This window comes from Flavobacterium sp. MAHUQ-57 (genome assembly GCF_051908335.1).
Lineage (GTDB): Bacteria > Bacteroidota > Bacteroidia > Flavobacteriales > Flavobacteriaceae > Flavobacterium.
This window is the reverse complement of record NZ_JBPZTE010000006.1, coordinates 254,274-279,334: the sequence shown is the minus strand read 5'-3', so window position 1 is coordinate 279,334 and position 25,061 is coordinate 254,274. Positions and strand designations below refer to the sequence as shown.

Below are 25,061 nucleotides of genomic sequence, written 5' to 3'. Positions count from 1 at the left end.
AGTAAACATTGTAAAAAATGCTACATTTATCATAAATGAAGCTAGAATCTCAGTGAAGATTCATTTAATCATACACAAAACACTATGGAAGAATCAAAAAAAAGTATTTCGTCAAAAGATGCCACTCCAAAAGTAACCGGAATTGGCGGTATTTTCTTTTTCTCCGACAACCCAAAAGCAACCCGAGATTGGTATGCCCAAAATTTAGGATTGAATGTCAACGATTGGGGATCCACTTTTGAATCGAGAAATATCGAAAACACAGAAATAGTTGAAGCATTACAGTGGTCTCCGTTTAAAAACGGAAGCGATTATTTTGCGCCCTCCAAAAAAGAATTCATGATCAATTATCGTGTGCAACACATTGAGGCATTGGTTGAGAATTTAAGAAACAACGGAGTAACCATTGTTGATGAAATAGCAACCTATGACTATGGTAAATTCATTCATATTTTGGATGCTGACGGAAATAAAATAGAACTTTGGGAACCGACGTATTAACTGTTAAAGTCGAATCAATACCCACTCTTCCCTGAACAATAGTATTACAACAATTAATAAACCTACTGATGAAACACCTCTATCTTTTCGTATTCTTTGCCGCACTATGTTATGGACAAGAAAAAGAAAAAAAAGGCGATAAAAAAGCGGAACTCTACTATGAAGAAGCGTTTGAAATTCTGAACAATACCACGCACAATTCCTTATCCGAAGAACTAGCCCTCAAAGCTTTGGATTTTTCTAATAAAGCCATTAAACGAAATCCTAAAGTATCAAAATACCATCGGGTTAAAGGTACTTGCTATATCCACTTGAAAAAATACGATATCGCAATAGAAAATTTAAATGTAGCAGTTCAAATTGACTCTACCAACGCTCTAGCTTGGATGGGACTCGGTATTGCTTACGAAAATACGGAGCGATTCGAATTAGCGGAAAAAAACTATAGGAAGTCGTATGAACTAGACAACAATGCTACGCTAATGGTCAATTTTGGCTTATTGTACGATAAATGGGGTAAATTAGACCTTTCGATTAAAGCCTACGACATAGCGATTCAATTGAACCCTAAATCTACCAGTGCCTATATTAATCGCGGTTCAGTCAAACTTAGAAAAGGTTTGTATTATGGAGCTATTGCTGATTTTAACAAAGGAATTGCATTGGATGATCAAGATAAATTATCGTATAACAATCGAGGGCTTTGTAAGTATTATACAAAAGACTACCAAGGAGCTATAGCCGATTTTGAAAAAGCGTTACAAATTAATCTGGGGCAATCCTTCGATGAAAATTTTGACACGGACAAATATTCGTATAACAATATGGCCAATTCGTATTTTGAACTTGGTAATACAGAAAAAGCCTGTGAATTTTGGAATATTGCTCTCCAAAAAGGCTATCAATACCAAAAAAAATGGAAAGCCATATACAATATAGATGACCCAAAAGAACTCATTCAAAGACATTGCAACTAAAAAACCAGTGGAAATCTTTTTTTGTCAATGCACATCTCATCAAAACTAGTATCTTTAGCAAAAATAATCCCCAATCCTGCAATACAATAATCTAGTCAATTGCACTAAAACAAAATGTATTTATGAAACAACTTTTCTTCTTATGCCTCACTATTTTTATTGGCAACTCTACGATTTCTGCTCAAAACATCAAAGAAATTGATTCGTTGAGTGTTGAAATGTGCAATACACTCTCCAAACAAAGTGATCTTTCCGGAGAAAAGAAAATTGAAGCTACTTTCCAAAAACACTTGGTGGAATACTTTCAAAAAATCAACGTCTCTACTCAGGCAGAAGCCGATTCGATAAGCACTCGAATTTTCTATAGACTGCAAAAAAATTGTACCGCTTTTACTGAATTACTTGGTGTTCTGGAAGAAAACAAAAGTGATTGGGTTAAATTAACGGAGAAACCCATTTCAAAAATTGCAAAAAAAGACTTTACTTCATTTGCTAAAGGAGGCCAATTTTACTACAAAGAGTATGATGGAACTACTGTAAGTGTTGTCGTAACCAAAAACTCATGGACCGAAACGTTTGCTGATGGTACTACTTCAAAACTGACTTTCGTACCGAAAGACAATAACGAATTCGAATTAATTTTCATTGAAAGCAATAACGAAACAAGAAAAAATTTCAGTATGAAAGGCGATAAATACAAATACGGTATTTATGATAAAAACAAAGACGGATTACAGATTTGGACCACTACGGAAGACAACGTCTATTTAGGTTTTACACTTTACAATAAACTATAACATTTCATGTGCTGGTATGCCATGTATCCCTACAAACCTCATTATGCCTGCTTTTCTTGTCAAAAGACATTTAAACGCAGGCTATTGGGTGATGTACAGCGTGACTCCAAAACATCCAAAGAAGCCAAATGCCCTGAATGTAGCGGACTCATGGCTAACATGGGACTGGCTTTCGAATCACCGAAAAAGGAAGATGGTAAAGCATGGAACCACATAAAAGCGCTCTATACTGTTGGGATTACCTTTCATTCCTGTGGTTGTACCGGACCAGGCTATATCCCAAAAGACAATGAAATGCTCCTACTTTATTTGAAGGAAATTCTAGAAGAATACAACCAACAACTCTCTTTTTGGAGAAATCGAACTGAACCTTTAACCAAAAGTGAATTGGATAGAGAATACAGTAAACACGGGTATTATATCGGCCAAATTCCTGCTGAGTTGCACCCTAAAACAGGCGCTATTTCAAATGAGGATGCTAAAAATTACTGGTTGAACAGAATTCAGGAAGTGACTCAAAAAATTGTTCAAATTTCTAAATCCTAAACGCTTACCAATTTCAATGTACTTATGAAAATCTATTTTCTGTATTCGTTTGCTATGATTACACTTGTATTGAGCTGTCAAAACAAGAACACATCTCAAGAAAAAGAAAAACAACGAAAACAAATTGAAGCGATCAAAGCAGATATAAAAAAAGTGACCACTACAATACCTTCAAAAGATGAGTATACTGAAGGTACTACCGAAATTATTTGCGATACGTTTTATCCCAACGAAGGTTTCAAAATAGTACTACGAAAATACGATGATAAAGGAGACGATGAAACCGTGAACAACTCGGTTTTTATACTTAGTAAGTTACAAAACGGCAACTACCTAGAAATATATAGAGATTCTATTTTCCGACGATTTAACGAAATCCAATTCAAGGATTTCAATAATGATGGTGTAAAAGACATTCTCATTGAGAACGACTCCGATGTACGAAGCAATCTGACCTATTATTTGTACTTGGTCGATTTGAAAAAAGACAAACTGAAGAAAATAAAAGGATTTGAAGAAATCAAAAACCCTAAAAATTTACCTGAGTATAATTTAATCGACAGCTCGGTGATGTCAGGAAGAGATTGGACCGGTTTCTACAAAATTCAAGGAGACAGCATCAAAGAGTTTGACGACATAGTGTATTGGGGTCAAGATGAAGAAGGCAATCCCAAAAATCCGGAATTGGACTACCAAAAAACAATAAAGAAAATACTGCAACAGGAAAAGAACAAAAGATAAGCACCATGACTAATTTTAAAAAAAAGGCTTTTACTCCTCTTCTATTACTTCTTACAATTTGTTTCGGTTGTCGAAATGAAACTATCGATAGTACGGTGCCTAAACTAAAAGAAACAACAGTAGTTGCAACTAACATCAATGAAAATTTTGATGATTTTCTAAAAAAATTCAATCAAGATAGTGTATTCCAAATGAGCCGTATCGTATTTCCGCTAAAAATCACGACCCTTAACGATGACTTTGAACCTATACAAGAAACAATCAGTAAAGGGAACTATACCACAATGGATTTTACGTATCCCAAAGAGGCACAAACCCGAGAATTGGATCGATATACTCAAAAAATAAAAGAGGCAAAAGATACCGCAGTCATTGAGATTCGTGGTATTGACAATGGAATTCTTACGGATATCATTTTTGAAAAGAAAAACGGAAAATGGCATTTGAAAACTTGGAACGATCAATCTACCTAAAAAATTCACTACACTTTAATTGGGCATCCAATTTTTAAGAAAACCCTATCAACCTTACTTCTTTTATAAGTAAGTATTTTTCAATTGCTTTAGTGTGTGGCAAAAAAAATAAAAATAAAATTCTGCCACTACTTTTCACGTGGCAAAAAAAAATTAATTGAAAAATTTGTCACAATTTTCGTGGCTGCTTTTTTTAATATTAAATTTTGCCACACCTAAAAATTTAAATTTCAATACTAAATTACAGTTGAAAAAGTGAGTGCTTTCGTTATTTTCAACCTATGTCTGAACGAGATTCAATTCATTACGGTAGTGATACAGACAAAACTATTCCCAATTATCCCAAATCCTAAAATAGATACGCTTTTAGAATCTTAAAAGATGTTTTTGATTACTTATGTTTGCAGTACATAATCACCCAATTCACAATGAATCCAATAGTTAAAAAAGTACTTATAGTAGCAGGAGTTATATTCACATTGTATAGTATTACTTCCTTCTTTGGAATTTTCAAAATGTACAACAATTCAACGATGGCCAACGAACCCAATCTCAAAATAGGTTCCAAATTCTTCGTGTCTAACCTGGTAACTCCCAAAAATGGCGATTTTATTGCCTACTCTCATGAAGATCCCTACTTAGGCAAACACAGTCGAATTCATAGACTTTGCGGTATGGAAAATGATACTATAGAAATCAAAAATGGTGTGTTGTATTTGAACGGAATCAATACCGATACAGCCTATACTTTACTGCATTTATACCAAACAACGGTTCGGGATTATGAAAAAATCCGTCAAGAGGAAAACATCCCTGATGAGAATAGGGTTGAATCGATTGGGTTCAACACGATGAATGCAACGTTAGCAGATGCAGTTGCTCAAAAATACGGAATAGCGGATCGAATAATTGAACCGAAAGGAAAAGTCGATAAAACTATTGCTTCGGTTTTCAAACAGAATTGGAACAAAGACAACTTCGGTCCGTTGAAAATTCCTCAAGGAAAACTATTTGTTTTGGGTGATAACCGAGATAATTCGGAAGATTCAAGATATATTGGTTGCATTGATGCATCGAATATCTTGGGAGTCGTAATTGCTAAATAAGTAGATGAAAATAAAATGATTCCGGATCCTAAAGTTGATAAAATCATACAGACCAATTATACGGCTAGCTTCATGAACAATTCAAAATGGCTGAAGCTCATTCGTTTATTGGTAGACAATGCTCAATGTATAGCGCGTTGTGATGTCAAACTGATTTATGATGACAAAATCAGGCAATTGATGATTAACGGAGAGGAACAGTTTAATTTTGATTTCTATGAAAATGCCATGGAAGCCATGATTACTAATCCGATTGCACCCGGTTGGACATTATACAAAGAAATAGAATGGATTTGTTTTCCTATATCCAGTGAAAATTCAGAAAACATACTAAAACTAACGCAATTGGTCCAAAAGTCTGGAGAATTTCATACTCACCGAACTGATGAATACTATCGGATCATTGCTTATATATAAATTAAACCCAAATGAAATATAGAATCGCTATCCTTATTCTGACAAGTTTGCTGATTGGAACTGCCATCGGATGGTATGCCGCTACAAAGTACACTTCTTCAAAAATAGAAAAAGTGGTCCCAACATCTGCGGCTAGTTCAACAGCTCCTGATAACACTAAAACAGCTGAGAAAAAGGAAGATAACGCTAGTAAAATTTCGATGAATGATTTGGGTGAATGTGCCAATGACATTGTTACTTTAGAGCCTTTAGTGGTGCGATATGCTCAAAATGCGACTTGCAACTGTGATACCGCGCAAACCACTTTAGAAATAAGTTTTTGCTCCAGTATCGAAGCGTGTATCGAAAGAAAAAAGTTTGATCTATTGACTCGAAAAATTTTGGCACAATATGATCCTGAAATTACCGAGCAAAATATGTTCGTTCAAATTGCTGAAAAAAATAACGATCCCTCAATACTACAAAGTATACCTGATTATAAAGCAGCCAAAGCTTTGCAGGAAAAAGCATTTCTATTGTTTCTTGACTATGTGGAAATGGAATCGGAAATCGTAGGCATTAAAATGGGGAAAGGAAGAGAACGTAGTATTCATGAGAACAGTAAAACTACCGGACTTCTGAAAACGAAAAACCAAGAATTGGAAGCACTTCTGAAGGAATAAAATAAACATACTTTCAACATCAATACAATTCAAAAAAAGATTGAAAATATATTGAAAAAAGTATCTTTGCACCATTAATTAATTTTAGTCAAGAACCCAAAGTTCTTTTTATCTATCCTCTACACGTTTATGCGCTTACATTTCTCATTTTTAATTGCACTTTTATTGTTCTCATTAGGAGTAAATGCACAGAATCTTAAGAATATCAATACATCTGATTTAATTATCGAGTGTAGCAAAAATGGTGGTGAACTACCTTCGAAACAAATAGCAATATGGTATCCTTCTCAAATTTGGCAAATCATTGGTGAACAAATGAAATTTACGCCAAATGTTGTTGATCATCTTACCAATGGCACTAAAGATTATTTGATTTTTGCAGTTGTAGATTATACAGTTGGCAGTACTCTCCCTTTATTTAAATTTAAATCCAAAAGTGAAATTTCGGAAACTATGATACTTACGGATTCTTCCAACAAAAAGCATTTTCCGCTTAAAAACGAAGATATGTCGTATTTAACAAGAAAAATAGTCACCGATCTTGAACCCATGTTAGCCAAAATGTTAGGACAATTTGGGGAAGGTATGCAAATCATTGTTTTTAAAATGCCCGAGACTTACGGCAAAGACGGTTTAGATATCTCCAAAAAAAACAATTTTAGTTTACATTGGAACTCGACTACTTTGAAATGGAAATTACCATTTGCTAGTGTTCTTCCAATCAAACATTGCCCTATTGATCAAGAAGAAATGAAAGGCAACTGGGATTTTTGTCCGGAGCATGGCAAAAGTCTAAACTAGTCGTTTTAGTTTGCCCTCATGTAAAGGGTTTCTCAATCACAATTCGAAGAAATGATGACACAATTTGTTTTGTATATTTGGTAACATCTATACCGCTAAACTATGTTTCCATTTACCGCCACTATTGAACGAATAGGCATCAATCCTTTTGTTTTTGTTCCAGAAGAAATTCTTGCTGCCCTTTTTGAACAAGCGGGTAAAAATAAAAGTCCTATTCCGATTCACGGCACAGTAAATGGCGTTGTTTACCAACAAAATTTGATGTTTTTTAAAGGCGAATGGCGACTTTACATTAATACCTCTATGCTCAAAGATTCGCCTCAACGCATTGGGGAAAACATCCAAATGACTGTTGCTTACGATCCGTCGGAAAGAACCATTGCGCCCCACCCTAAATTAACAACTGCATTACATGAAAATCCTGAGGCGTTCGCTGTGTTCAACGCGTTGATACCTTCCAGACAAAAAGAAATCGTTCGGTATATTGCTGCATTGAAAACAGAAGAAAGCATCGATAACAATGTAAAAAAAGCCATTGCTTTTTTACTAGGGCATGGAAGATTTATAGGACGGGATGGACCCTAAAGGATTTCCTATTAATTTTTATTCTAAATCAATTGTAACAAAAGCCTCTTTTGCTCGTCTTACTGCAAACAATTAAAAAATCAATCATGAAACTAATTCAAAAACTTGTTGCCGTATTTTTGTTTGCTTTTGCATTCAATACTGCAACAGCACAAATGGCAGAATCCAAAAACTTAATCGTAAACAAATGGTTTATTGATAAAGAAGCGATGAAACCGGTAATCAAAACTATGTTGGCTACAAACCCGCAATTTATGGGAGCAGATGAAGCAACAAAAGAGAGCACATTAACTATGGTATTAGAGCAAATATCAGGAATTCGTGTAGAATACAAAAGTGACGGTTCCATGCTTCGCAATGATGTGAATGGAGAAGTTGCTGGAACGTGGTCATTGAGTGCAGACGGAAAAGAGTTAACCACGAAAGCCGAAGGAAAACCGGATAAAAAATATACTCTTTTGGAAATCACCAAAACCAAATTGAATTTACTTTCAGCCGACGGAAGAAACATTATCTTGAAAACCGAATAAATAGAAAAGCCGAAACATGATTTCGGCTTTTTTTTGCCTTCTCTTTTTTGTAAATTTGGATGTACTTGAAAATATCTTAATTGCTTTACCATGCTAACAGCCATTCATCCAAAATTACCGATGCGAAATAAAGCCATCACCAAAGCGTTCTATTTGAATCAATTGGGATTCAAAGAATTTGGCGATTCGGACTATGATGGCTACTTAATGGTTGAGAAAGACAACATTCAAATTCATTTTTTCGAGTTCAAAGAACTGGAACCCAAAGAAAATTACGGTCAGGTGTATATCCGTATTCATGACATTGATACGTGGTATCAAACTTTGTTGGACAACAAGGTACGAATACATCCCGCCGGTCATTTAGAAAACAAACCTTGGAGACAACGAGAGTTTTCTTTGTTGGACCCCGACAACAACTTACTGACGTTTGGTCAAACGATTTCGTGATAAAAAAAGTGAAATTGGAAAATTTCCTTCGGTGAATAGCTTCTCTTTTTATCAGATGACCATCAAATCAAACACTTTTGATTATTTTTGCACTACCAACTAATGTGAAAAAACCTTTCAATCAAAAGAAAAAATGACACAGTATTTCCTATTTCTGGTGGTAATTATCATCGGTTTCGGCTATTCTCAAAAATATGGGAAGAAAGCCCAATCGGATATTCTCATTTGGAAAAAGAAAAAAGAAAATGAAACCAAAAAATAATTCAATTTTAAAATCAATGCTTTTACTTACTGTATGAAAAAAGCAGTACTCTTACTCTACTTAGTATTCCCTTTGGGAACCGCTTTCTCACAACAAATTCACGTTCCTAAAAATTTTGCACTTATCGAAAAGATATCGGGCGATTTGGACAAAGACGGCATCAATGAATTGGTCATGGTCTTTGACATTCAAAAAGTGGAAAAAGAAGTTCCGAACGAAGTAAAAGAACCAACCGAAGAAAATGAAGCCGTTTTTGAAGGTGTCCCTCGAGAACTTCGTATTTATAAGAAAAAAGACAAACAATGGGTGCTTTGGCAAAAATCCAATCAAGCCTTATTCGGTAGTCGTGATGGTGGAATGATGGGCGATCCGTTCGAAGAAATGAAAATTGAAAACGGCGTGCTACTTATCAGTCAGAGTGGTGGAAGTAGCTGGAAATGGAGCCAAACCGACAAATACCGCTATCAGGACGGAGAGTTTCTATTGATTGGGTACACCAGTACCGCAGGCAAAATTTGTGAATATTGGAAAAACGTTGACTTTAATTTACTGAGTGGAAAAATGATCGTAGAAATGGAATACGAAAATTGTGAAGAAGAAAATACGACCCAGGAAGCTTTCAAGAGCGAAAATGAAACACTTTATAAAAAGGGAATAAAAATCACATTAAAAGAACGCAGAGTCAAAGAAATCAAAATTACAACTCCAAAATACAAACACGAGATTTATATCGCTACTACCGAGTAACGATTACTCTTTTGTATCTTTGAAAAGATAAACCTTTCCCAATCTTTACCATTACATGGAAAACTATTCTGTTTTTAGAAAATATCCAACCCTAGAACAAGCACAGGAACTGATTGTTTTATTGGAACAAAATACTATTGCATCACAGCTTGCGGATAACATTTCCCCTTTGGATGCGACCTTTTCGGGCAATACCGTGCAGCACCAATACGAAGTTAAGATCCATCCTTCCGATTTTGAAAGAGCAAACCAACTCGTAGATGAATTGGCTAAACATGAAATTGAACAGGTTACTGAGGATCATTATTTGTTTGGTTTTACAAATGAAGAATTGTACGAAGTGCTACTCAAATCTGACGAATGGAGCGAATTTGACTATGCTTTGGCACAAAAAATTCTGACTCAAAGAGGAAAATCCATCGACACCGATTTGCTGGAAGGCTTGAAAAAAACGAGATTGGAATTATTGGCAAAACCGGAAACCGGTCAAAAACCATGGATAATTGCGGGTTATATACTTGCTGTACTTAGCGGACTTATTGCAATTCCGATCGGGTATGCTTTATGGCAATCAAAAAAGACATTACCGGACGGTACAAAAGTGAATTCCTACCAAGAAATGGACCGAATGCATGGAAAAAACATTTTCTTTTTAGGTTGCATTGTATTTCTTTTAGTATTGTTTTTTAAAATTGTCTTTTGGTATTAACTCTGTTCCAATGAAAAAAGTCATTTGCCTTGGTTTTGTTTGTTTTTTTCTATTACGTTGTACCAAAAATGGAAAAGAAGCTCAAATTAAAGCATCAACCTCCGAAACGGCTAAAATGTATAGCGTTTCAAGGAATGACCAAATTGTACAAGAAGTACAAAAAGAGGTTGTGGAGTTTGCGCAACAACTGGATAAAGAATACCTCACAAAGGAAGAAATCCAATTTGCCAAAGATACCTTTGCCATTCATCTGAAGAACCAAAAAAGACAAGAATACGATCCTTCCACCGAAGGTATGAATAACGCGATGTTGGAAATGACAGAGGCTTACCAAAAACTAATGGACAAGTATTATCTACTGTTGAAAAATGCAGTAAATGACACGGATAAAGCAGCCTTGGAAACTGCTCAAAAGAAGTGGCAGGACTACAGCACTAGTGAAAAAATATTCCAGGAAATTATGCAAAATCCCCAATACAATTCGGGAGGAACCCTTCAATCCAACATTACCCTTGGCAATTATTTTGACCTAATCAAAACAAGAACCGAACAGTTATTTTCGCATTACAATTCGATTGTAGAAAAAAAAGAATCGGAAGAGTAACAAATAGAAAATCTAGCTTTTTTAAAGAAATTTGAATCGCAATTTTACCCAAAACGAAACATCACATGACGCATCAGGAAATACTACGAAAAGTGGAATGGAAAGACCTAAAAAACTTAACCCTAAAGGAAATGCTGATTGAAAACAACCTAACTATTCCTTGGTTTGTTATTTCACTGTCATTAGCCTATTACGGCTATTACCTAATAGCACTACCCTTCTCAGGATTTTTCTTCCTGACTGCACTTCGTCAAGTACACAACGGTTTTCATAATTCACTAGGCACCTCGAAGTTCCTTACCTGGTTGTCTCTCTACCTCAATAGTCTTCTCATGATGGTATCCATTCATGCGGTAAAATTCAATCATATCAGACACCATAAATATTGTCTTGGTGAAGAAGATTACGAAGGAAAATCGGCTGCTATGACTTGGTATGGCGCCATTTTATATGGCCCTGTGCATATGTTCCTAATACATAAAGTAACCTTACAACTTGGCAATAAAAACTACAAACGAAATGTGCTGTTGGAACTTCTTTCCATCTTTGTTTTGATAGGTTTAGTAGTGTATTTCCAAATTGACTTTTTGATGTATCACATGATCGTCATGTTCGTTGGAGAATTTTTGATGGCATTCTTTGCGGTTTGGACCGTTCATCATGATACCCACGACAGCCCTGAATTAGCCAGAACACAAAGAGGTTTTTGGAAAAACAAACTTACATTTAGCATGTTTTATCATCTGGAACACCATCTATTTCCTGCTGTTCCCACGATCAAACTTCCAGAACTTGCCGAGAGGATTGATGCCGCTTTACCGGAAATTGAGAAAAAACAAACGTTTTAAAAGTCTAACACGACTGTAGAAACTAATAATACAAGGTAAAGCCCATCGTTTTACATAAAGCATAGTGGTTTTCGTATAATTCTTCCACAATGGTCACTACATCATCATACTCCTGACACAATCTGAAAAACTGATGATCAATGACTGTACTTAAAACCGGCACCGATTTTCGGTAGCCTGAAACTGCTTTAGCTCCCGTTACATCCAAAAAAAACTGTGCTTGTTCTTCATCCAAATCCAAAAGTTTCGTATTGGCAAAATGAAGAATTTTCCCTTTGAGTTTTCCTTCAAAAACTTCAGCAATTTCTTCTAAGGTATAATAATAATTGTCCAAAACTATGGCATTATCCCTACCTGCAAAAACCAGATAAATAATGGTATAATCCCTAAAATTGCGATCTTCATACAGCAAAGCATTCAAACTTTCTTCCACTCCCTCTATGCTATCACAGGTTTTATAAATATTGGTAATATCGTGCTGCAGGGCTAAACCTTCTAAAAAAGGGACAATAGGGCTTTCTCGATTGACGGTTACATCGTTTACACCTTCGAGGCAAAAGAGTTTGGAGTGGTCTTGATACTGTGACATGGGGAAATTTTTCAATAAAGATACTAAGCTTTGAAATTCCAACCAAATGCATCAGCGTAACTAAAATTGACATTTTTAACTGTAAGAAGCTATCATATTTGACACCAATTCTTCTTTGTTTTTAGTACTTTTACACGTATCAAATCGATAAAAATGGAGGAAACAAATAGCACTGGAAAAACATTTGATGGTTTCCGTTTTTTCTTTAGAATACTATTATCACTTGCGATAGCCAGCTTGCTAATAGCTTCTCTTTTAACTTTGATGACCAGTACTTCAGCCAATTATTCCTTTAACTTTTTTTCCATTTTTTTCTCCTTTTACGCGCTCCTTTTTTCAATTCTTGGTGTAATTGGAATTGTACTTTATAAAGTAGTAAAAAATGAGCCTGTATGGAACTTAGTACAAAGAGAGGTACTTCTTTGTTGCGCAACAGGTTGTGGGTTGTTGCTTTTGGGGTTTGTTACCAACTATATTGCGGCAACTTAATACAGCCGATTGCATTTCGTATCTATATTTACTAAAAACAAATATTATGGACAGAAACGAACAGATTAAAAACTGTTATAAAGAGGCCGATAGCTACCCTGATTTAGCACTAAGACTAAACCGTATCGGAGTAAACTCGTATACCGTTGATACAGCCACTGGGTCAATACTCTATCGGTTTGCAGATGGCGAAACAAACCTGCACCAAGAAAACATTCCTACACGTAGCATTGTATCGCTGTTTAGTGAAGCGTTGACCATTCAGGCTATTAGAGACAATCAACAAGGCAAATCGGATTATCCCGGTTTTATGGATGCTATTGCTGCTGCTGGAGTCTATTTTTATGAAGCAACATTACATGGTACTAACAGAAGAGTAACCTACATTGGAAAAAATGGGCATTATGCCGAATCCATTCCTTAAAAAAAGTATTCGTCAAGCTATACTTTGTACTAACGCATCCGAAAGCAAGCATTTTTTGTAAATGAATTCTGTACTATAAATGGTTTATTTTTCGATTCTAAAAAGAAAAATTAAGAAAAAGAGTACATAATTTTAGCTCGTACTTTTGCAATTGATGGTTAAATACCCTCGGAAAACTATCGCCATTCTGTAAATCTCTGACATCTAAGCTTTAAGAAGCCACCAAAAAGCAATTGAAATACTAAACTTATTCATTCGCACTATTTTGCATTAACTTTCTTTTAGTTACATTTGTCACTCTTGTCCCCAAACAAGTAAAAAACAATATCTTAACCTAAATCTAATGAAAAGAACACTACTTTGTTTAACACTTGGTTTTCTCACGATTGGCTGCCAATTTGCCTCTGATCTGGATGAGAAAAGTCCACAACTCCCCGATACCAAAACGGTATTGATGAGTTCTTCCGGTGGAACTACCGCTTTGGCCTTCGTCAATGAATATGCTAAAGTTTACACTTCCATGGATGAAGCCCAAACCTTGCAATGGGTTAGTGCCAACGCTTTGGTCACTCCAGAATTTAGAGATTCGTTAACGCATCTTATTACTGAATCATTGCAAAAGAATCCCGAATCAGGTCTTAAATTCAATCCTATTTTTGATGCTCAAGAAAATCCGGAAGAAGGATTTGAAGTGGTATCTACCGATTCCAAAACAGGTTATATCACCCTTAGAGGAAAACATTCCAATGAGTTAAAACTCAACTTAAAAATGAAAAACGTTAACGATACCTGGTTGGTAGACGGCTGTGGTATCGTGAATATTCCTCTCGAAAAAAGGATACAACGATAAAAAGTAACATTATACAAACACCATGAAAAGAAAACTATCGCTTATAGTAACCTTTCTAACCTTACTAGTCATTGGAGCCAATGCACAAGGTGCCAAGGAAAGGGAAATTTTTAACAAAGACTTGAACTGGACCATATCGATTCCGGAAGGCTTTGAAGCCATGAGCGAAGAAGAAAAGGCCAGAATTGAGCAAAAAGGTAAAGATGCTCTTGAGAGCACAACCGGAGTTACCATTACCGCTCAGGTAAAAAGTCTTTTTGTCTTTAAGAATGATAAAGCGCATTATTTTGAAGCCAATTATCAGTCTTTTGATCCGTCACAAGAAGGCGACTACATCGAATCGTGCAAAGCGGTAAATGATGTGATGTATAACACTTTTAAAAGTCAGATGCCTGGCGCAAAAATCACAAAGAAAGAATCAACAGAAAAAATAGACGGATTGGATTTTCATACTTTTGCTGTGGAGGTTGAATTACCCAACAATATGACTATGAAAATCATCATGTTTAACCGCCTTTTTGGCAACAAAGACCTATCGGTTAACATGATTTATATCGATGAATCGAAAGGAAAACAGATGATGGACTCCTTTCGAAAATCAAAATTCAAACGATAAAATTCCCATCACTCAAAAAATACAAAGTCAAAGAGAAGTAAATCTCTTTGGCTTTTTTTTATGCTTATCTCCACAGAATTATCTCTTATCACAATATAATCCTATTTTACAATATAACCTACGGGAAAACCTCATTTCGTAAGAGGAAAAACACTATCTAAAAGAGGTGTTTTCACTACCATTCAGACAGTAGAACCAATGTAACTTTATACCTTAAAAACACATTAGGTCATGTCAAAATTACCATCAACCTTTTTTGGATTTCAGGATATACAAGCCTTCTTCCGATTACTGATTTACACTGTAATTATCATAACTCTGGTTATTTGTACCGGATTTTTATTCTTTAAAAGTGAAAATCGAATAACCGGAGTATTAACCTTACTTATGGTTGCTGTGGCCAGTTTTTCTGGAGGTGGCGCAATTGGTTTCCTATTCGGTATTCCAAAATCAGAAAAAGTAATTGCCAAATCGGACAATGGTACGACCACTGCTGTGAAAAACTATTCAGACAACACCAATCTGGAAGAAATATCTGATTGGATTACTAAAATTATCGTGGGAATTTCATTCATCAAATTCCGTACTGTAATGTCTTGGTTATCGGAAAGCGCGCAATCTATGGCCGACAGTCTTAACCCGGGAAGTCATTTCAACTTTTATGTTTTTTCCTATGCGCTCATCGTTTTTTATTTTCTTTCCGGTTCCGGCTTACTGTATTTGTGGTGTAGAACGAGTCTTTCCGATATTTTGGAAATGAGCAAACGCAACAAAGAATTGCTGGACAAGAATGAGGAATTGGAAACCAAAAATAAAGTAATCGATGAAAAAAATTACTCCTTGAAAACCACGGTTCAAAAAATGGCCAATGAAACCAACCTTAACAACCTAGTGACCACACTTGAAAGTAGCGAACTAAAAACCTTAGAAAATAACGAAGGATATGAGCCCAACACGACGTTCCGGGAAGAAACCAAACGATTGTACAAATCCAAAAAAATAATAGACTCCGATGATTTACAACTCGGCAGATGGGGCGGAAAATCAATCGTGCAAAACAAGGTGTTAGAAGCTAGTTACCAACCCTCTGAATCGTTTGAAGGTTTGTGCAGAATTCACCTATCTGTTTATTCTGCCGATGCAACCCAACCGTTACAAGGTGATGTAGCCTTCTTCCTTCATGATACGTTTCCCAATGAAATTGTGTTTGCCATAGCCAAAAACAATAAAGCTGAATTGAGTATCAGTGCTTGGGAAGCATTTGTAGTGGGTGCCCGATTGGAAGATGGTACCGAACTGGAACTGAACCTCAATGAGGTAAAAGGGTTTCCCGATGAATTTTATTGGTAGTTAGAAAACCACCAAATGGCTTAAATCCAAAGTTAAAATACAAAAAAACTAAAGCTGAAATCATGAATATCGAAACATACAAAATAGGAAACAATGAGAATCCAATTCTTCTAGAGATGGAGATCTTAACCGTTTTCGGTGCATTAATCACTCCTGGAGTTGATGTATACATTGGAAGCAAACGAGTTCCCAAAGAACAACAAGAAAACACAACAGACATTCATCCGAGTTTTTTAATTGGCAAGGCGTCCGATTTGAGCAATGGCCTATTGGCTGTTGATGTTGTTATCAACTTGAAATATGTAGATCCGGATCTTTGGGATGATGCATATGATGATCTCGTCATCAACTACAAATTGAAAGGAGGGCTGAAAGATGAAGAGTACAAACACAAAGAAACAGATATCAAACACAAAAGCAATACCGGTCGAATAATCCAGACTGACAAACGCTTTTTCTTACAACAACAATCATGAAACCTATAGCCTATCTGATTTTAGCCATGTTTGTTTCTTTGCATTCATTGGCTCAGGAAACCGAAAATTCCAATGCAATCGAACTTCAAAACATGAAGACACCTAACGCACCGGGATTCCAACTATTGGACATTTCACCATCACTAATAGAAAAACCTTCGAATCCTAAAGAATTCACGGCCACTTTGATGAGTTTATCCAACAATGGTTCTATACTTCCGAAGAATTTTGCCATGGAAATTGCACCCTTTTGGCTGTTTGATCAACATGCACCGATTACCAAATATTTGAATATTAAAGATTCCCAAGGAAATTCCAATGCCTTTAGCGGTATTTACCGTAAAATGAGTATTTCACTAGCGTCGGTTCACAACGATTCGACGGCTGGAACCTTACTCGAGAAAACCAACTATCTGGCCTTTGGTATCCGCACCAATATTGTCACTCTACGATCCAAAAGCCAATCCGATGCAATAACCACTGCGCTGAAAGCCTACAATAGAAGAATCAACGAGTTGCGAGAGCCACCGGCTGAATTATTGGTAAAACAAGCGAATTTACTACCCAAGATAAGTGTTTTACAAGAGTACAAAAACACTACACCTATCGAAGCTATTCATTCGAAAATCGCCGATTATAAAATTAAATTGACTACTGCAGCTACCGAAAACGAGAAAAATCAAATACAAAAAGAACTCGATGCAGCGATAAAAATAAAAACGGATTATGATGCGGTGGTGCAACAACTTAATGACTTAACCGCTGAACTTTCAATTACCGAAGCTCAAATCAAAGCTGCCTATACACTATCGACACAGGAATTGGAAAAACGAACCGAAAAGGATGAAAAACTACTGGAATACTATAAAATCATCGAACAACCACCCGTTTTCCAATTGGATGCCGCTTTTGCTTATTCCGATGCATACCAAGACAACAAATCGGAGAACAAACGTTTCAACAGAAGTGGTTTTTGGTTAACCGGTACGGTGAATCTTTCGGGCTTAGATGAGGAAAATTTGAACGATAAAATTTCACTACTGTTTACCGGAAGATATCTTAATGACAATGTACTAAAAGATTCCATTGCCATGACTTTTGAAAAAGAGAAAGGCTATGATATCGGTATGAAACTGGAATACAAAATCAAAAAATTTTCCTTAGGTATTGAACACCTTAAACGCAATTATTCGGGCAGATCGGATATCCGCTTTCAAAGAACGGTGGGTATCTTGCAATACAAAATCAATGACGAACTCTATTTTACCGGTTCCTACGGCAAAAATTTTGGTGAGGTCAATACGCTATTTACCCTCTTCGGAATTAATTATGGCTTTGGTAAATCATCCGTAACCAATACTTCCGAATAAATTAATACACAACAAAAAAACTACTACTATGGCTATCGATTTTTTAATATCCAGTGCTGTTTTGTCCAGTGGCAGAAAAGTATTTTATGGTAAAAAAACATCCAGTAACGAAGATAAATTCACTATTGGATATACAACAATGTATGAAGGTAATTTTGGTTTGTACAATATTTTGCAAACGGAAGGTCAAATATATCTGCCGGAAAATTACCCACAGTATGGTTTCTGGAGTTATTTCCTTTATCCAACTGCCATGGCAGAAAGTAAAGGTTCCTTCAAATGTTTGAATACGTACGATCGAGCACGATTTACCTTTGGTTTCATGCAATATGCGGCGCATGTTCCCAATGGTGATTTTGTGGTTTTCCTGAAAGAATTGCTATTACTTCCGGATGCTTCGGCGTATTTTCCAAAATTGGCACTGAAGGACAACCGAATACATTACCGTTCCAACAATGGCACTCTAACCCTATTGGAAAGCGACAGTAGTACCCAAGCCTTAATGGATTACCTTAATCCTTCGTTATCCCAAGTTGAAAATCAAGAGTTAATCTGTTCGGCTCGAATGGTACATTGGTCAAGTACAAGCTTAGCTCATCGCGAATTGCAAGTCAAAACAGCGGTAGAACATTATCAAAAAAACATGAAGTCCTATCATACGCGATTCGGCTTACATGGTGCACCGGCAAAAGTATGTGCATTAGTGTGTGACATCCGTCATCAAGGTCGCGGTACCAACAATCGGATCGCCGCCGCACTAAACACCAATGGCGATTATGAAAAAGCGTATTCCAATCTATGCACTATCGGCCAAGCGAATTACCAAAGTCGGATTACCACCGTTAAAAATACCATCAAAAAATTAAGCGATCTAGGTCTTTTTCAGATGAAATACGATGCCGAACAAGCAACTTTTGTGGCGATGTAGCCTTTATCATTCATTGAATCAATTCTTAAAATAAACGATGCATTTCCTAGTAAAAGGCGTCGTTTTTTTACTTCAAAACAGGTATTTCTACGCTATCCCCTTTCTGTTCAGGTCAATATATTTGTTAGTAATACAATCAAAACTATAAAACAAACATGAAAAAGACAAAATTAACGTGGGCTACGGGACTACTTACTATGGTTTTCCTAGCATCCTGTACACCCAAAAGTGAAGAATTTGCAATGATCCCAACGGATGCGGATACTACCTGTACCGTTTCTGCATCGGAATTCAACAATTGGTTCGTCAACGGAAAAGCCGAAGAAAATGGAGCTGTAAAAGCAGCAAACAGTGTCGATTTTGTACACAACAACAATTGTGATTTCTACAAATGGTCGGCACAAATGTTCTTGTGGATTACCTCACCGGAAGGAACCGGCACTACGATGGAATCATCAACATTCTATACGGTTTCCCCAAAAGAAAATAATGAACGCCAATTGATTCCTCATAAAAAAGGGCAATTATTAAGAGCTTTGGCCAATGTGGATAAAGACCAGACAATTAGTAGTGAAGAAGGTCAGGCTACCGATGATGTATTAATGGATCGTAATGGCAATTTAGTCTATTACATCTCTATGGTGAATGATGTCTATGCGCAATTCTTAACTGCCGTTAAAAATGATAAAATGGGTGGAAAAACATTCCCAACCACAGCAGCCGAAAGAGATAGTATTTTCAATTATGCTAAAGCCAACGGAGTCGTTTTAAAAGATCCGAATGCATTAGCTATTGAATTGAAAACGTCATGGGTATTGGCAGAATCGTTAAAAAATGCAAGCGATTATGTTACCGTAGATGCTATTATTCCTACCTATACAAAATCAGATTCTATTTGGACATTAAAAGGCGAACGCAAAGCGAAATTGGCGTTAATCGGAATGCATATTGTGGGTAGTACTTCAGGTCATCCGGAAATGGTTTGGGCTACGTTTGAGCACCATAAAAATGCCCCTAATTTAGCCTACCAATACATCAATACTCAGAAAGAAACCATTACGGTTCCTGCACAAGGTGGCGACGATTGGTTGTTGAATACCAATCCGAAAGATTCGGCTAATATTTCCCATATGGTATTCTATACGGATACGGTGAACAATACCGAATACATCAAGAGCAAACCGGGATATACCATTAGTCCGAGTAACACGACCAAAACCAAACCGTGGGGTGTGGCGTATTCGGGACAACCCAATGCAGAAAACCCAACAGCAGCCGCATCGAATACTGAGATTTTATCCATCAATGCAGCCATTCAACAATTACTACCAGGTAATGACGTACGTAAAAGGTACTTATTATTGGGAGCGACTTGGACCGATGGTGGCGCCGGACCGGATGGAACCAGTTATTCACCACAAAACACGCAAGCCGGAACTGCTATTGGAACCAGTCAATTGGCCAACAGTACTATGGAAACCTACATTCAAAACGGACCGGATTACAACAAAGGCGGCAGTTGTTTCTTGTGCCACTCCAACAACGGAGGTTTACAACCAGACGACTTGAGTCACGTTTTTAAAGCCATCCAACCTTTACCGAATAGGAATAAATCACCAATGTAATACAACCTTACTAAAGCGGAGAACTTCTCCGCTTTTTTTTATGCTTACTACCTTCAATACAAAAAAATTACAAAAACGGAGGCGTTAGTCGGTATTTGTGGGAAAACAATACCAATCCGACTTTCGATTTGATGTTGAACCGTTCAAACAAAGCAGTGCGGTACGCTTCGATGGATTTTACCGAAAGATGCATCCTCTCCGCCATTTGATCGTAGGTCAATTCATTGGCATCGCACACCAATTCCAAAAAAGTCAACTCCCGATCCGAAAGTACAATGCTAGCTTCTTCCAAAGGTGTTGGCGCGTTATAGTTCCGGATGCGTTTCAGGATATCGGTAATATTATTATAGCCAATTTTAACAATAGTATCGATGGCCGACTGCAAATCGGCAGCGCTACAGTTCTTGTGCAGAAAACCTCGCGCACCATGATGATAGGCCGCATTGATAATGTTCTCATCAAAATGTTGGGTGAGCAATAAGACTTTGTATTCTCCTTCCTTATTTTCCAATTCCTGCAACACTTCTATCCCATTCTTATGCGGCATCGAATAATCGAGGATGTACATATCCGGTGGCGGATGCAAAGGTAGACTTTCCAAAAAGTCATCCCCATTGTCAAATTCATGAATCACCTCATAGTTATTGAGTTTGTGCAACAATTCTTTGAGTCCTTGTCGAACGATGGCGTGATCGTCGATAATGCATATCGTGGTGTTCGTTTTCATTCTCTTATGGTTTTTCAGCTAGCTGTATGGTAGTGCCCTCGCCTTGGGCGGTATTCACGTTTAACGTGTAGTTGATAATCGCTGCACGTTTGCTCATATTGGTAATACCCAGTGTTTTCGGATGATTGACTATCCGCTGGTAATCGAATCCCTTTCCGTTGTCTTTCACTGTCATGGAAAAATGAGGTGTTGTGGTGATGTTCACTTCGATTTCGGAAGCTTTTGCATGTTTGAGACAGTTGTTGATGCACTCCTGAAAAATACGGTATACCACTATCTTTTCATTGGTTGAATATTCTTTCCCCGAATGGTTTTCTATCGTCGATTGAATACGGATTTTGGTATTTTTCTGTAATCGTTTCACCTCATTGGCAATGGCTTTGATCAAATCTTGTTGCACCAATAGCTGATTACTCAGGGAATGACTGATACTTCGAATCGAATGCGACACCTGCCCTACCGATTGCGACAACGGATCGAGTGAGGTTTTCAGTTCGGCGTTGTCCAATTTCAGGTTTTCCAGTTGGAAGTTGATATACGTCAGTTGTTGCCCCACATCATCGTGCAAATCCTGCGCGATATTATTTAGCACCTGTTCCTGCGTTTCCAATATGGTTTGGTTGAGTGCCTTTTGGAAATCAATGTCTTTTTGGTAAATGAGCTTCGTATAGTTCTTTACTTTATTGATATAGAGTTTGACTATCAAGATACAAAAGAGCACCAATAAAAGTACAAACAACAAACCGATGATGATTCCGAAGGCAATGCTATACATGTTTGCGTTTTTTTTCCTTGAAGATGTAAATATTCAGTAAAGTATAATACAAAGCGTTCACCACCGTCATAATCAGTGGATAGAGCTTGATATGATCGAAAACCACCGTTGTGGCCAATTCTTTACTTTTGAATCCGAAGACAAAACTCAATCCAAAAAAGAACAAAACCGGAGCTGCCAGCAACAGGTATTTGTTGGCGGTAAAAAAATCAAAATTTTCCTGCTTCAGATGGCGAAAACTTTCCCAAATGAATGCACCGATATACAGTAAAGCGCCAAAAATGAAGGTATTGTAATTGAATTGTTCGGTACCTTCCAAAAAAAACAAATTGAAAACCGCGAAACAGATAAAAACAAGAGTAATGATTTCCATTATTTTTTTCGACTGACTGTTTCTGTACAGCAATACCAACCAAAGACCGTGATGTAGTATCACATTGATCGTAGAAGAAAAACCAATAGGTCTTTTCACAAACAATAATGTCGAATTGATAAGCTCTGTTCCAAAACTGACCATCAGTATAGTAATCAAAATTTTGTAGGTCCCTTTTTGAAACCCCAATGTGAAGGCAAAAATCAGTGTGAACAACACATAGATTTTAATCCAATTGATCGATTGTAAAAAAAAATCCAGCATACGATAATAGTTTTAAAGGAACAGCGCCCAAATTCGTTTAGAGTCCTATAGGAAAGTAATAGCCCAGCAACCCGGGAAAATCGGATAAATCATAATAAGCCGCTTCCAGATTGTCTTTCCCAATTTTGAAAATGATCTTTTCCATTGCTGTTGACTGTTGGTTGATGGTTACATCCACTTTCGCTTTGGTAAAATAAAGAGTATCCGTGTCTTTCAATTGGTAGAGTTGTTCCAAACTGATTAAAAAAGGGAGCGAATAACACGATGTTTCTGTAGTAAAGTCCTTCACTTTTTTCAATTCCAGTTTATCGGTTGCTGCGTCAAAACTCAAGTAAGCTTCATAGCAACTTACGCCGGCCAAAGTCTCCTTAATTTTTTTCCATGGAATTTCGTAGTATTTTATTTTCACTTTATTTTCTGGATGTGCTCCTGCAAATACTTCAAAGGTATCGGCATTCTTAATTCTATGAATCGGTTCGATACATTCGTATAGGTTTTGCGTACATATCTTTTGACCATTGGATTGCAACCACGCTACCCTATCTTGTTCTTCGGCACATAATAGTCCACGAATTAACTCATTGTTCTGACAATCTACAGGTAGATTTTTAAACCCTTCTGAACTGGTAACTTCACATTCCGTTACGGTTTGCTCTGTTGCTGATGGTTTTGTCGAATCGCCATCCTTGTTTTCTTTGTCTTTACACCCCACCATTGTCATAGTTAGGAGTGCCAATAGTACTGTTTTTTTCATCGTTACAATATTTAGTTTATAGTTCGTTCAAAGTTGGTTACTCCTTCTTTTTTAGCCACTAGGGAAAACCCTATTTCCGGTTCCTTCTTTCCCTACTAGCGGGATTAGTGCTAAAATATCACTTTTTTCTTAATAAAACGGATGCAATTCGCTGTTATTTAAAGGCTAGTGAAAAAACCCTAACCCACTAGGGTTTCCCCTATACCCTCCATTGAAGCATCGAAGTAATTTTGGAAAACAAACTTTAAACGAATACTATTATGACACGAGAAATCAAATCAGAAAAAGAAGTTAGGGAGCTTGAAGTGGTAAAAGCACCAAACGATTACAAAGAACGACTGCTGAAATTAATCCCTACCGAAATTGTTACGGCCTATATCACCATTGCCGGTATTATTGAAGGCTTCAAAATAAAAAACAACGAGACTATTTTATGGACAGTCATACTAGTACTCGTATTAATCACTCCACTCTACTTATACAAACTATTCAATGTGGTGAAAAAAGGACAGCTTTTTTTCTCCACCATCGGTTTTTTCATTTGGGCACTCGCGACACATTCGCCAATCAAGCCGGAAGACACTGCCAACGAACTACCAGTAGCCTCACTGGCATCCATAGCACTCATCATTTACACCTTGTGTATCCCTATCTTTTATAAAGGTGAAAAATTTTAATCCTAACTTTTAAAAACTACAATCATGTCACAAACAAACGAAGAAAGAATCCAACAAAAAGTGGAAGAAGTAAAACAACGCTTTGAAGAACAAATTGCCAAAATTCAAGAAAACGGCAATGCAAAAATCAAAAAAATCTCTGAAGAATCACCGGAACCCAGCAGTTTGGAAGCCGGTATCAATGCGACCTTTGACGTAAAATGGAAAGAAACATCCATTCAATTTGACATCCCGAAATTTTCCATGGAAAAAGAAACCATCAGTTTTGATGTACCGGAAGTCACTATGGAACTAAAATCGATGAAATTCGATGTCCCTGCCACCCGAATGGTTCGCGCTTGTTTATTCAAAAAACCGGAGGTTGTGGTACGAGGAATGAGTGTTACCACCAGAATGACTTGTGTTTACGGAAACAAGCCGGAAATCTACATGAAAACCATTGAAATCAAAACGGATATTCCAAAATTCACTACCAAAAAAATGGAAATCATTTTTGATAAACCGGTGGTCCGTTTGGAAACTACAGAAATCGTTCTGAAGCTCCCACAATTTTTCCTGAGAGAACTTTCTACACAATTGAACGAACAAAAAGAGGACCTGGAAACCGTAGGTCATGAAATGACGTCTGAAATTGGAAAAGCAGAAAATGAAATGCGATTTTCATTGGAGTCGGAAGTAGCCAACGAACTCAAAAAAATCAACGATGAATTGCGTGAAGAACTTCTAAAAGAAAGAGACAATGCGTGTAAATATTATGATGATGCCATTGCGAAAACCAAATCGTCAATACACATCCTAAAAGCGAATAATTTCAACAGTGAAGTGGCCCGACTTGAAGCGGAGTTGTCGAAAATGGTTAGTGATTATCAAGCCATCTTAGAACAAATCGACAATGGCATTCAAAGTATGAATACGTCTATTTCTGAATCGATCAACGGATTGAAAGCCGCCTAAAAAGAAACGGCAGTTGGGGTATTTCTCCCAACTGTCGTTTTCATTTACATTCCATTGGGGAAGA

Annotated in this window: 33 protein-coding genes; 28 read left to right on the top strand and 5 right to left on the bottom strand. The window is 36.8% G+C overall.

All coding sequences use genetic code 11. The features are described from left to right. Positions 1-84: 84 nt before the first annotated feature. From ACS8MM_RS01500 to ACS8MM_RS01415, 18 genes are all read left to right on the top strand, one after another. Positions 85-501 (top strand): VOC family protein, encoded by a 417-nt coding sequence (locus tag ACS8MM_RS01500; RefSeq protein ID WP_379712301.1) that lies wholly within the window; start codon positions 85-87, stop codon positions 499-501. Between the two features lie 68 nt (positions 502-569). Further along, complete coding sequence (locus ACS8MM_RS01495; RefSeq protein WP_379712299.1) at positions 570-1,478, top strand: tetratricopeptide repeat protein; 909 nt, start codon at positions 570-572, stop codon at positions 1,476-1,478. Between the two features lie 122 nt (positions 1,479-1,600). Continuing rightward, positions 1,601-2,275, top strand: a complete 675-nt coding sequence (locus tag ACS8MM_RS01490) for a hypothetical protein (protein ID WP_379712297.1) — start codon at positions 1,601-1,603, stop codon at positions 2,273-2,275. A 6-nt stretch (positions 2,276-2,281) separates the two neighbouring features. After that, positions 2,282-2,821 (top strand): hypothetical protein, encoded by a 540-nt coding sequence (locus ACS8MM_RS01485; protein ID WP_379712295.1) that lies wholly within the window; start codon positions 2,282-2,284, stop codon positions 2,819-2,821. A gap of 24 nt (positions 2,822-2,845) precedes the next feature. Then, on the top strand, positions 2,846-3,562 hold the full coding sequence (locus ACS8MM_RS01480; RefSeq protein ID WP_379712293.1) for an XAC2610-related protein: 717 nt from the start codon (positions 2,846-2,848) through the stop codon (positions 3,560-3,562). Between the two features lie 5 nt (positions 3,563-3,567). Continuing rightward, the gene (locus tag ACS8MM_RS01475; protein ID WP_379712291.1) at positions 3,568-4,035 is read left to right on the top strand and encodes a DUF4348 domain-containing protein; all 468 of its coding nucleotides are present in this window, start codon (positions 3,568-3,570) and stop codon (positions 4,033-4,035) included. A gap of 428 nt (positions 4,036-4,463) precedes the next feature. After that, positions 4,464-5,141: a signal peptidase I gene (gene lepB / locus ACS8MM_RS01470; RefSeq protein ID WP_379712289.1), complete on the top strand. Its 678-nt coding sequence runs from the start codon at positions 4,464-4,466 to the stop codon at positions 5,139-5,141. 15 nt (positions 5,142-5,156) lie between these two features. Next, positions 5,157-5,558 carry a hypothetical protein gene (locus tag ACS8MM_RS01465; RefSeq protein ID WP_379712287.1) on the top strand — a complete coding sequence of 134 codons (402 nt, stop codon included), beginning with the start codon at positions 5,157-5,159 and terminating at the stop codon, positions 5,556-5,558. An 11-nt stretch (positions 5,559-5,569) separates the two neighbouring features. Then, positions 5,570-6,220, top strand: a complete 651-nt coding sequence (locus ACS8MM_RS01460; protein ID WP_379712286.1) for a hypothetical protein — start codon at positions 5,570-5,572, stop codon at positions 6,218-6,220. A gap of 129 nt (positions 6,221-6,349) precedes the next feature. Next, on the top strand, positions 6,350-7,021 hold the full coding sequence (locus ACS8MM_RS01455; RefSeq protein ID WP_379712285.1) for a hypothetical protein: 672 nt from the start codon (positions 6,350-6,352) through the stop codon (positions 7,019-7,021). 102 nt (positions 7,022-7,123) lie between these two features. Further along, positions 7,124-7,606, top strand: coding sequence for a YdeI/OmpD-associated family protein (locus tag ACS8MM_RS01450; protein ID WP_379712283.1), 483 nt, complete (start codon positions 7,124-7,126; stop codon positions 7,604-7,606). A gap of 86 nt (positions 7,607-7,692) precedes the next feature. Continuing rightward, entirely contained in the window at positions 7,693-8,136 is a 444-nt protein-coding gene (locus ACS8MM_RS01445) for a hypothetical protein (RefSeq protein ID WP_379712281.1), read from the top strand. A gap of 90 nt (positions 8,137-8,226) precedes the next feature. Beyond that, positions 8,227-8,586, top strand: a complete 360-nt coding sequence (locus ACS8MM_RS01440; protein WP_379712279.1) for a bleomycin resistance protein — start codon at positions 8,227-8,229, stop codon at positions 8,584-8,586. A gap of 133 nt (positions 8,587-8,719) precedes the next feature. Further along, positions 8,720-8,848 (top strand): hypothetical protein, encoded by a 129-nt coding sequence (locus tag ACS8MM_RS01435; protein ID WP_379712277.1) that lies wholly within the window; start codon positions 8,720-8,722, stop codon positions 8,846-8,848. Positions 8,849-8,881: 33 nt separating this feature from the next. Beyond that, positions 8,882-9,595 carry a hypothetical protein gene (locus ACS8MM_RS01430; RefSeq protein ID WP_379712275.1) on the top strand — a complete coding sequence of 238 codons (714 nt, stop codon included), beginning with the start codon at positions 8,882-8,884 and terminating at the stop codon, positions 9,593-9,595. Between the two features lie 55 nt (positions 9,596-9,650). Next, the gene (locus ACS8MM_RS01425; RefSeq protein ID WP_379712273.1) at positions 9,651-10,304 is read left to right on the top strand and encodes a hypothetical protein; all 654 of its coding nucleotides are present in this window, start codon (positions 9,651-9,653) and stop codon (positions 10,302-10,304) included. A gap of 10 nt (positions 10,305-10,314) precedes the next feature. Next, the gene (locus ACS8MM_RS01420) at positions 10,315-10,908 is read left to right on the top strand and encodes a lysozyme inhibitor LprI family protein (RefSeq protein WP_379712271.1); all 594 of its coding nucleotides are present in this window, start codon (positions 10,315-10,317) and stop codon (positions 10,906-10,908) included. A gap of 65 nt (positions 10,909-10,973) precedes the next feature. Then, the gene (locus ACS8MM_RS01415; RefSeq protein ID WP_379712269.1) at positions 10,974-11,756 is read left to right on the top strand and encodes a fatty acid desaturase family protein; all 783 of its coding nucleotides are present in this window, start codon (positions 10,974-10,976) and stop codon (positions 11,754-11,756) included. Between the two features lie 22 nt (positions 11,757-11,778). On the opposite strand, the gene ACS8MM_RS01410 is transcribed toward ACS8MM_RS01415, so the two are convergent. Further along, positions 11,779-12,345, bottom strand: a complete 567-nt coding sequence (locus ACS8MM_RS01410) for a DUF6642 family protein (RefSeq protein ID WP_379712267.1) — start codon at positions 12,343-12,345, stop codon at positions 11,779-11,781. A gap of 535 nt (positions 12,346-12,880) precedes the next feature. Between ACS8MM_RS01410 and ACS8MM_RS01405 the strand changes: the two genes are divergently transcribed. The 8 genes from ACS8MM_RS01405 (at position 12,881) to ACS8MM_RS01370 (ending at position 20,473) form a co-directional block, all read left to right on the top strand. Continuing rightward, positions 12,881-13,258 (top strand): DUF1398 family protein, encoded by a 378-nt coding sequence (locus ACS8MM_RS01405; protein WP_379712265.1) that lies wholly within the window; start codon positions 12,881-12,883, stop codon positions 13,256-13,258. A 343-nt stretch (positions 13,259-13,601) separates the two neighbouring features. After that, positions 13,602-14,108 carry a hypothetical protein gene (locus ACS8MM_RS01400; protein WP_379712263.1) on the top strand — a complete coding sequence of 169 codons (507 nt, stop codon included), beginning with the start codon at positions 13,602-13,604 and terminating at the stop codon, positions 14,106-14,108. A 22-nt stretch (positions 14,109-14,130) separates the two neighbouring features. Further along, entirely contained in the window at positions 14,131-14,724 is a 594-nt protein-coding gene (locus tag ACS8MM_RS01395; protein WP_379712261.1) for a hypothetical protein, read from the top strand. A 231-nt stretch (positions 14,725-14,955) separates the two neighbouring features. Then, positions 14,956-16,074 carry a pYEATS domain-containing protein gene (locus ACS8MM_RS01390; RefSeq protein ID WP_379712259.1) on the top strand — a complete coding sequence of 373 codons (1,119 nt, stop codon included), beginning with the start codon at positions 14,956-14,958 and terminating at the stop codon, positions 16,072-16,074. A 62-nt stretch (positions 16,075-16,136) separates the two neighbouring features. Next, on the top strand, positions 16,137-16,550 hold the full coding sequence (locus tag ACS8MM_RS01385; protein ID WP_379712257.1) for a hypothetical protein: 414 nt from the start codon (positions 16,137-16,139) through the stop codon (positions 16,548-16,550). Next, positions 16,547-17,920, top strand: a complete 1,374-nt coding sequence (locus tag ACS8MM_RS01380) for a hypothetical protein (protein ID WP_379712255.1) — start codon at positions 16,547-16,549, stop codon at positions 17,918-17,920. Before ACS8MM_RS01385 ends, ACS8MM_RS01380 begins: the two co-directional genes overlap by 4 nt. Positions 17,921-17,948: 28 nt before the next feature. Beyond that, entirely contained in the window at positions 17,949-18,848 is a 900-nt protein-coding gene (locus ACS8MM_RS01375; protein WP_379712253.1) for a hypothetical protein, read from the top strand. Positions 18,849-19,003: 155 nt separating this feature from the next. Continuing rightward, a complete protein-coding gene (locus ACS8MM_RS01370) occupies positions 19,004-20,473 on the top strand; it encodes a hypothetical protein (protein ID WP_379712251.1) in 1,470 nt (489 codons plus the stop codon). Between the two features lie 67 nt (positions 20,474-20,540). Here ACS8MM_RS01370 and ACS8MM_RS01365 read toward each other — a convergent pair whose 3' ends face one another. Genes ACS8MM_RS01365 through ACS8MM_RS01350 form a run of 4 tightly spaced genes read right to left on the bottom strand, consistent with a single transcriptional unit; the run spans position 20,541 to position 23,366 of the window. After that, positions 20,541-21,200 carry a response regulator gene (locus ACS8MM_RS01365; protein WP_379712249.1) on the bottom strand — a complete coding sequence of 220 codons (660 nt, stop codon included), beginning with the start codon at positions 21,198-21,200 and terminating at the stop codon, positions 20,541-20,543. Between the two features lie 4 nt (positions 21,201-21,204). Further along, positions 21,205-21,975 (bottom strand): sensor histidine kinase, encoded by a 771-nt coding sequence (locus tag ACS8MM_RS01360; protein WP_379712247.1) that lies wholly within the window; start codon positions 21,973-21,975, stop codon positions 21,205-21,207. Then, positions 21,968-22,612 carry a hypothetical protein gene (locus ACS8MM_RS01355; RefSeq protein WP_379712245.1) on the bottom strand — a complete coding sequence of 215 codons (645 nt, stop codon included), beginning with the start codon at positions 22,610-22,612 and terminating at the stop codon, positions 21,968-21,970. The genes ACS8MM_RS01360 and ACS8MM_RS01355 overlap by 8 nt, the downstream gene beginning before the upstream one ends. Positions 22,613-22,649: 37 nt before the next feature. Further along, entirely contained in the window at positions 22,650-23,366 is a 717-nt protein-coding gene (locus ACS8MM_RS01350) for a hypothetical protein (RefSeq protein ID WP_379712243.1), read from the bottom strand. Positions 23,367-23,626: 260 nt separating this feature from the next. On the opposite strand from ACS8MM_RS01350, the gene ACS8MM_RS01345 reads away from it, so the two are divergent. Then, complete coding sequence (locus ACS8MM_RS01345) at positions 23,627-24,043, top strand: hypothetical protein (protein ID WP_379712241.1); 417 nt, start codon at positions 23,627-23,629, stop codon at positions 24,041-24,043. 24 nt (positions 24,044-24,067) lie between these two features. After that, on the top strand, positions 24,068-24,997 hold the full coding sequence (locus ACS8MM_RS01340) for a hypothetical protein (RefSeq protein WP_379712239.1): 930 nt from the start codon (positions 24,068-24,070) through the stop codon (positions 24,995-24,997). Positions 24,998-25,061 lie beyond the last annotated feature (64 nt).

Coding starts and splice junctions, on each gene's coding strand:
- ACS8MM_RS01500 (WP_379712301.1), top strand. CDS start 85: ATGGAAGAATCAAAAAAAAGTATTTCGTCAAAAGATGCCACTCCAAAA.
- ACS8MM_RS01495 (WP_379712299.1), top strand. CDS start 570: ATGAAACACCTCTATCTTTTCGTATTCTTTGCCGCACTATGTTATGGA.
- ACS8MM_RS01490 (WP_379712297.1), top strand. CDS start 1,601: ATGAAACAACTTTTCTTCTTATGCCTCACTATTTTTATTGGCAACTCT.
- ACS8MM_RS01485 (WP_379712295.1), top strand. CDS start 2,282: ATGTGCTGGTATGCCATGTATCCCTACAAACCTCATTATGCCTGCTTT.
- ACS8MM_RS01480 (WP_379712293.1), top strand. CDS start 2,846: ATGAAAATCTATTTTCTGTATTCGTTTGCTATGATTACACTTGTATTG.
- ACS8MM_RS01475 (WP_379712291.1), top strand. CDS start 3,568: ATGACTAATTTTAAAAAAAAGGCTTTTACTCCTCTTCTATTACTTCTT.
- lepB (WP_379712289.1), top strand. CDS start 4,464: ATGAATCCAATAGTTAAAAAAGTACTTATAGTAGCAGGAGTTATATTC.
- ACS8MM_RS01465 (WP_379712287.1), top strand. CDS start 5,157: ATGATTCCGGATCCTAAAGTTGATAAAATCATACAGACCAATTATACG.
- ACS8MM_RS01460 (WP_379712286.1), top strand. CDS start 5,570: ATGAAATATAGAATCGCTATCCTTATTCTGACAAGTTTGCTGATTGGA.
- ACS8MM_RS01455 (WP_379712285.1), top strand. CDS start 6,350: ATGCGCTTACATTTCTCATTTTTAATTGCACTTTTATTGTTCTCATTA.
- ACS8MM_RS01450 (WP_379712283.1), top strand. CDS start 7,124: ATGTTTCCATTTACCGCCACTATTGAACGAATAGGCATCAATCCTTTT.
- ACS8MM_RS01445 (WP_379712281.1), top strand. CDS start 7,693: ATGAAACTAATTCAAAAACTTGTTGCCGTATTTTTGTTTGCTTTTGCA.
- ACS8MM_RS01440 (WP_379712279.1), top strand. CDS start 8,227: ATGCTAACAGCCATTCATCCAAAATTACCGATGCGAAATAAAGCCATC.
- ACS8MM_RS01435 (WP_379712277.1), top strand. CDS start 8,720: ATGACACAGTATTTCCTATTTCTGGTGGTAATTATCATCGGTTTCGGC.
- ACS8MM_RS01430 (WP_379712275.1), top strand. CDS start 8,882: ATGAAAAAAGCAGTACTCTTACTCTACTTAGTATTCCCTTTGGGAACC.
- ACS8MM_RS01425 (WP_379712273.1), top strand. CDS start 9,651: ATGGAAAACTATTCTGTTTTTAGAAAATATCCAACCCTAGAACAAGCA.
- ACS8MM_RS01420 (WP_379712271.1), top strand. CDS start 10,315: ATGAAAAAAGTCATTTGCCTTGGTTTTGTTTGTTTTTTTCTATTACGT.
- ACS8MM_RS01415 (WP_379712269.1), top strand. CDS start 10,974: ATGACGCATCAGGAAATACTACGAAAAGTGGAATGGAAAGACCTAAAA.
- ACS8MM_RS01410 (WP_379712267.1), bottom strand. CDS start 12,345: ATGTCACAGTATCAAGACCACTCCAAACTCTTTTGCCTCGAAGGTGTA.
- ACS8MM_RS01405 (WP_379712265.1), top strand. CDS start 12,881: ATGGACAGAAACGAACAGATTAAAAACTGTTATAAAGAGGCCGATAGC.
- ACS8MM_RS01400 (WP_379712263.1), top strand. CDS start 13,602: ATGAAAAGAACACTACTTTGTTTAACACTTGGTTTTCTCACGATTGGC.
- ACS8MM_RS01395 (WP_379712261.1), top strand. CDS start 14,131: ATGAAAAGAAAACTATCGCTTATAGTAACCTTTCTAACCTTACTAGTC.
- ACS8MM_RS01390 (WP_379712259.1), top strand. CDS start 14,956: ATGTCAAAATTACCATCAACCTTTTTTGGATTTCAGGATATACAAGCC.
- ACS8MM_RS01385 (WP_379712257.1), top strand. CDS start 16,137: ATGAATATCGAAACATACAAAATAGGAAACAATGAGAATCCAATTCTT.
- ACS8MM_RS01380 (WP_379712255.1), top strand. CDS start 16,547: ATGAAACCTATAGCCTATCTGATTTTAGCCATGTTTGTTTCTTTGCAT.
- ACS8MM_RS01375 (WP_379712253.1), top strand. CDS start 17,949: ATGGCTATCGATTTTTTAATATCCAGTGCTGTTTTGTCCAGTGGCAGA.
- ACS8MM_RS01370 (WP_379712251.1), top strand. CDS start 19,004: ATGAAAAAGACAAAATTAACGTGGGCTACGGGACTACTTACTATGGTT.
- ACS8MM_RS01365 (WP_379712249.1), bottom strand. CDS start 21,200: ATGAAAACGAACACCACGATATGCATTATCGACGATCACGCCATCGTT.
- ACS8MM_RS01360 (WP_379712247.1), bottom strand. CDS start 21,975: ATGTATAGCATTGCCTTCGGAATCATCATCGGTTTGTTGTTTGTACTT.
- ACS8MM_RS01355 (WP_379712245.1), bottom strand. CDS start 22,612: ATGCTGGATTTTTTTTTACAATCGATCAATTGGATTAAAATCTATGTG.
- ACS8MM_RS01350 (WP_379712243.1), bottom strand. CDS start 23,366: ATGAAAAAAACAGTACTATTGGCACTCCTAACTATGACAATGGTGGGG.
- ACS8MM_RS01345 (WP_379712241.1), top strand. CDS start 23,627: ATGACACGAGAAATCAAATCAGAAAAAGAAGTTAGGGAGCTTGAAGTG.
- ACS8MM_RS01340 (WP_379712239.1), top strand. CDS start 24,068: ATGTCACAAACAAACGAAGAAAGAATCCAACAAAAAGTGGAAGAAGTA.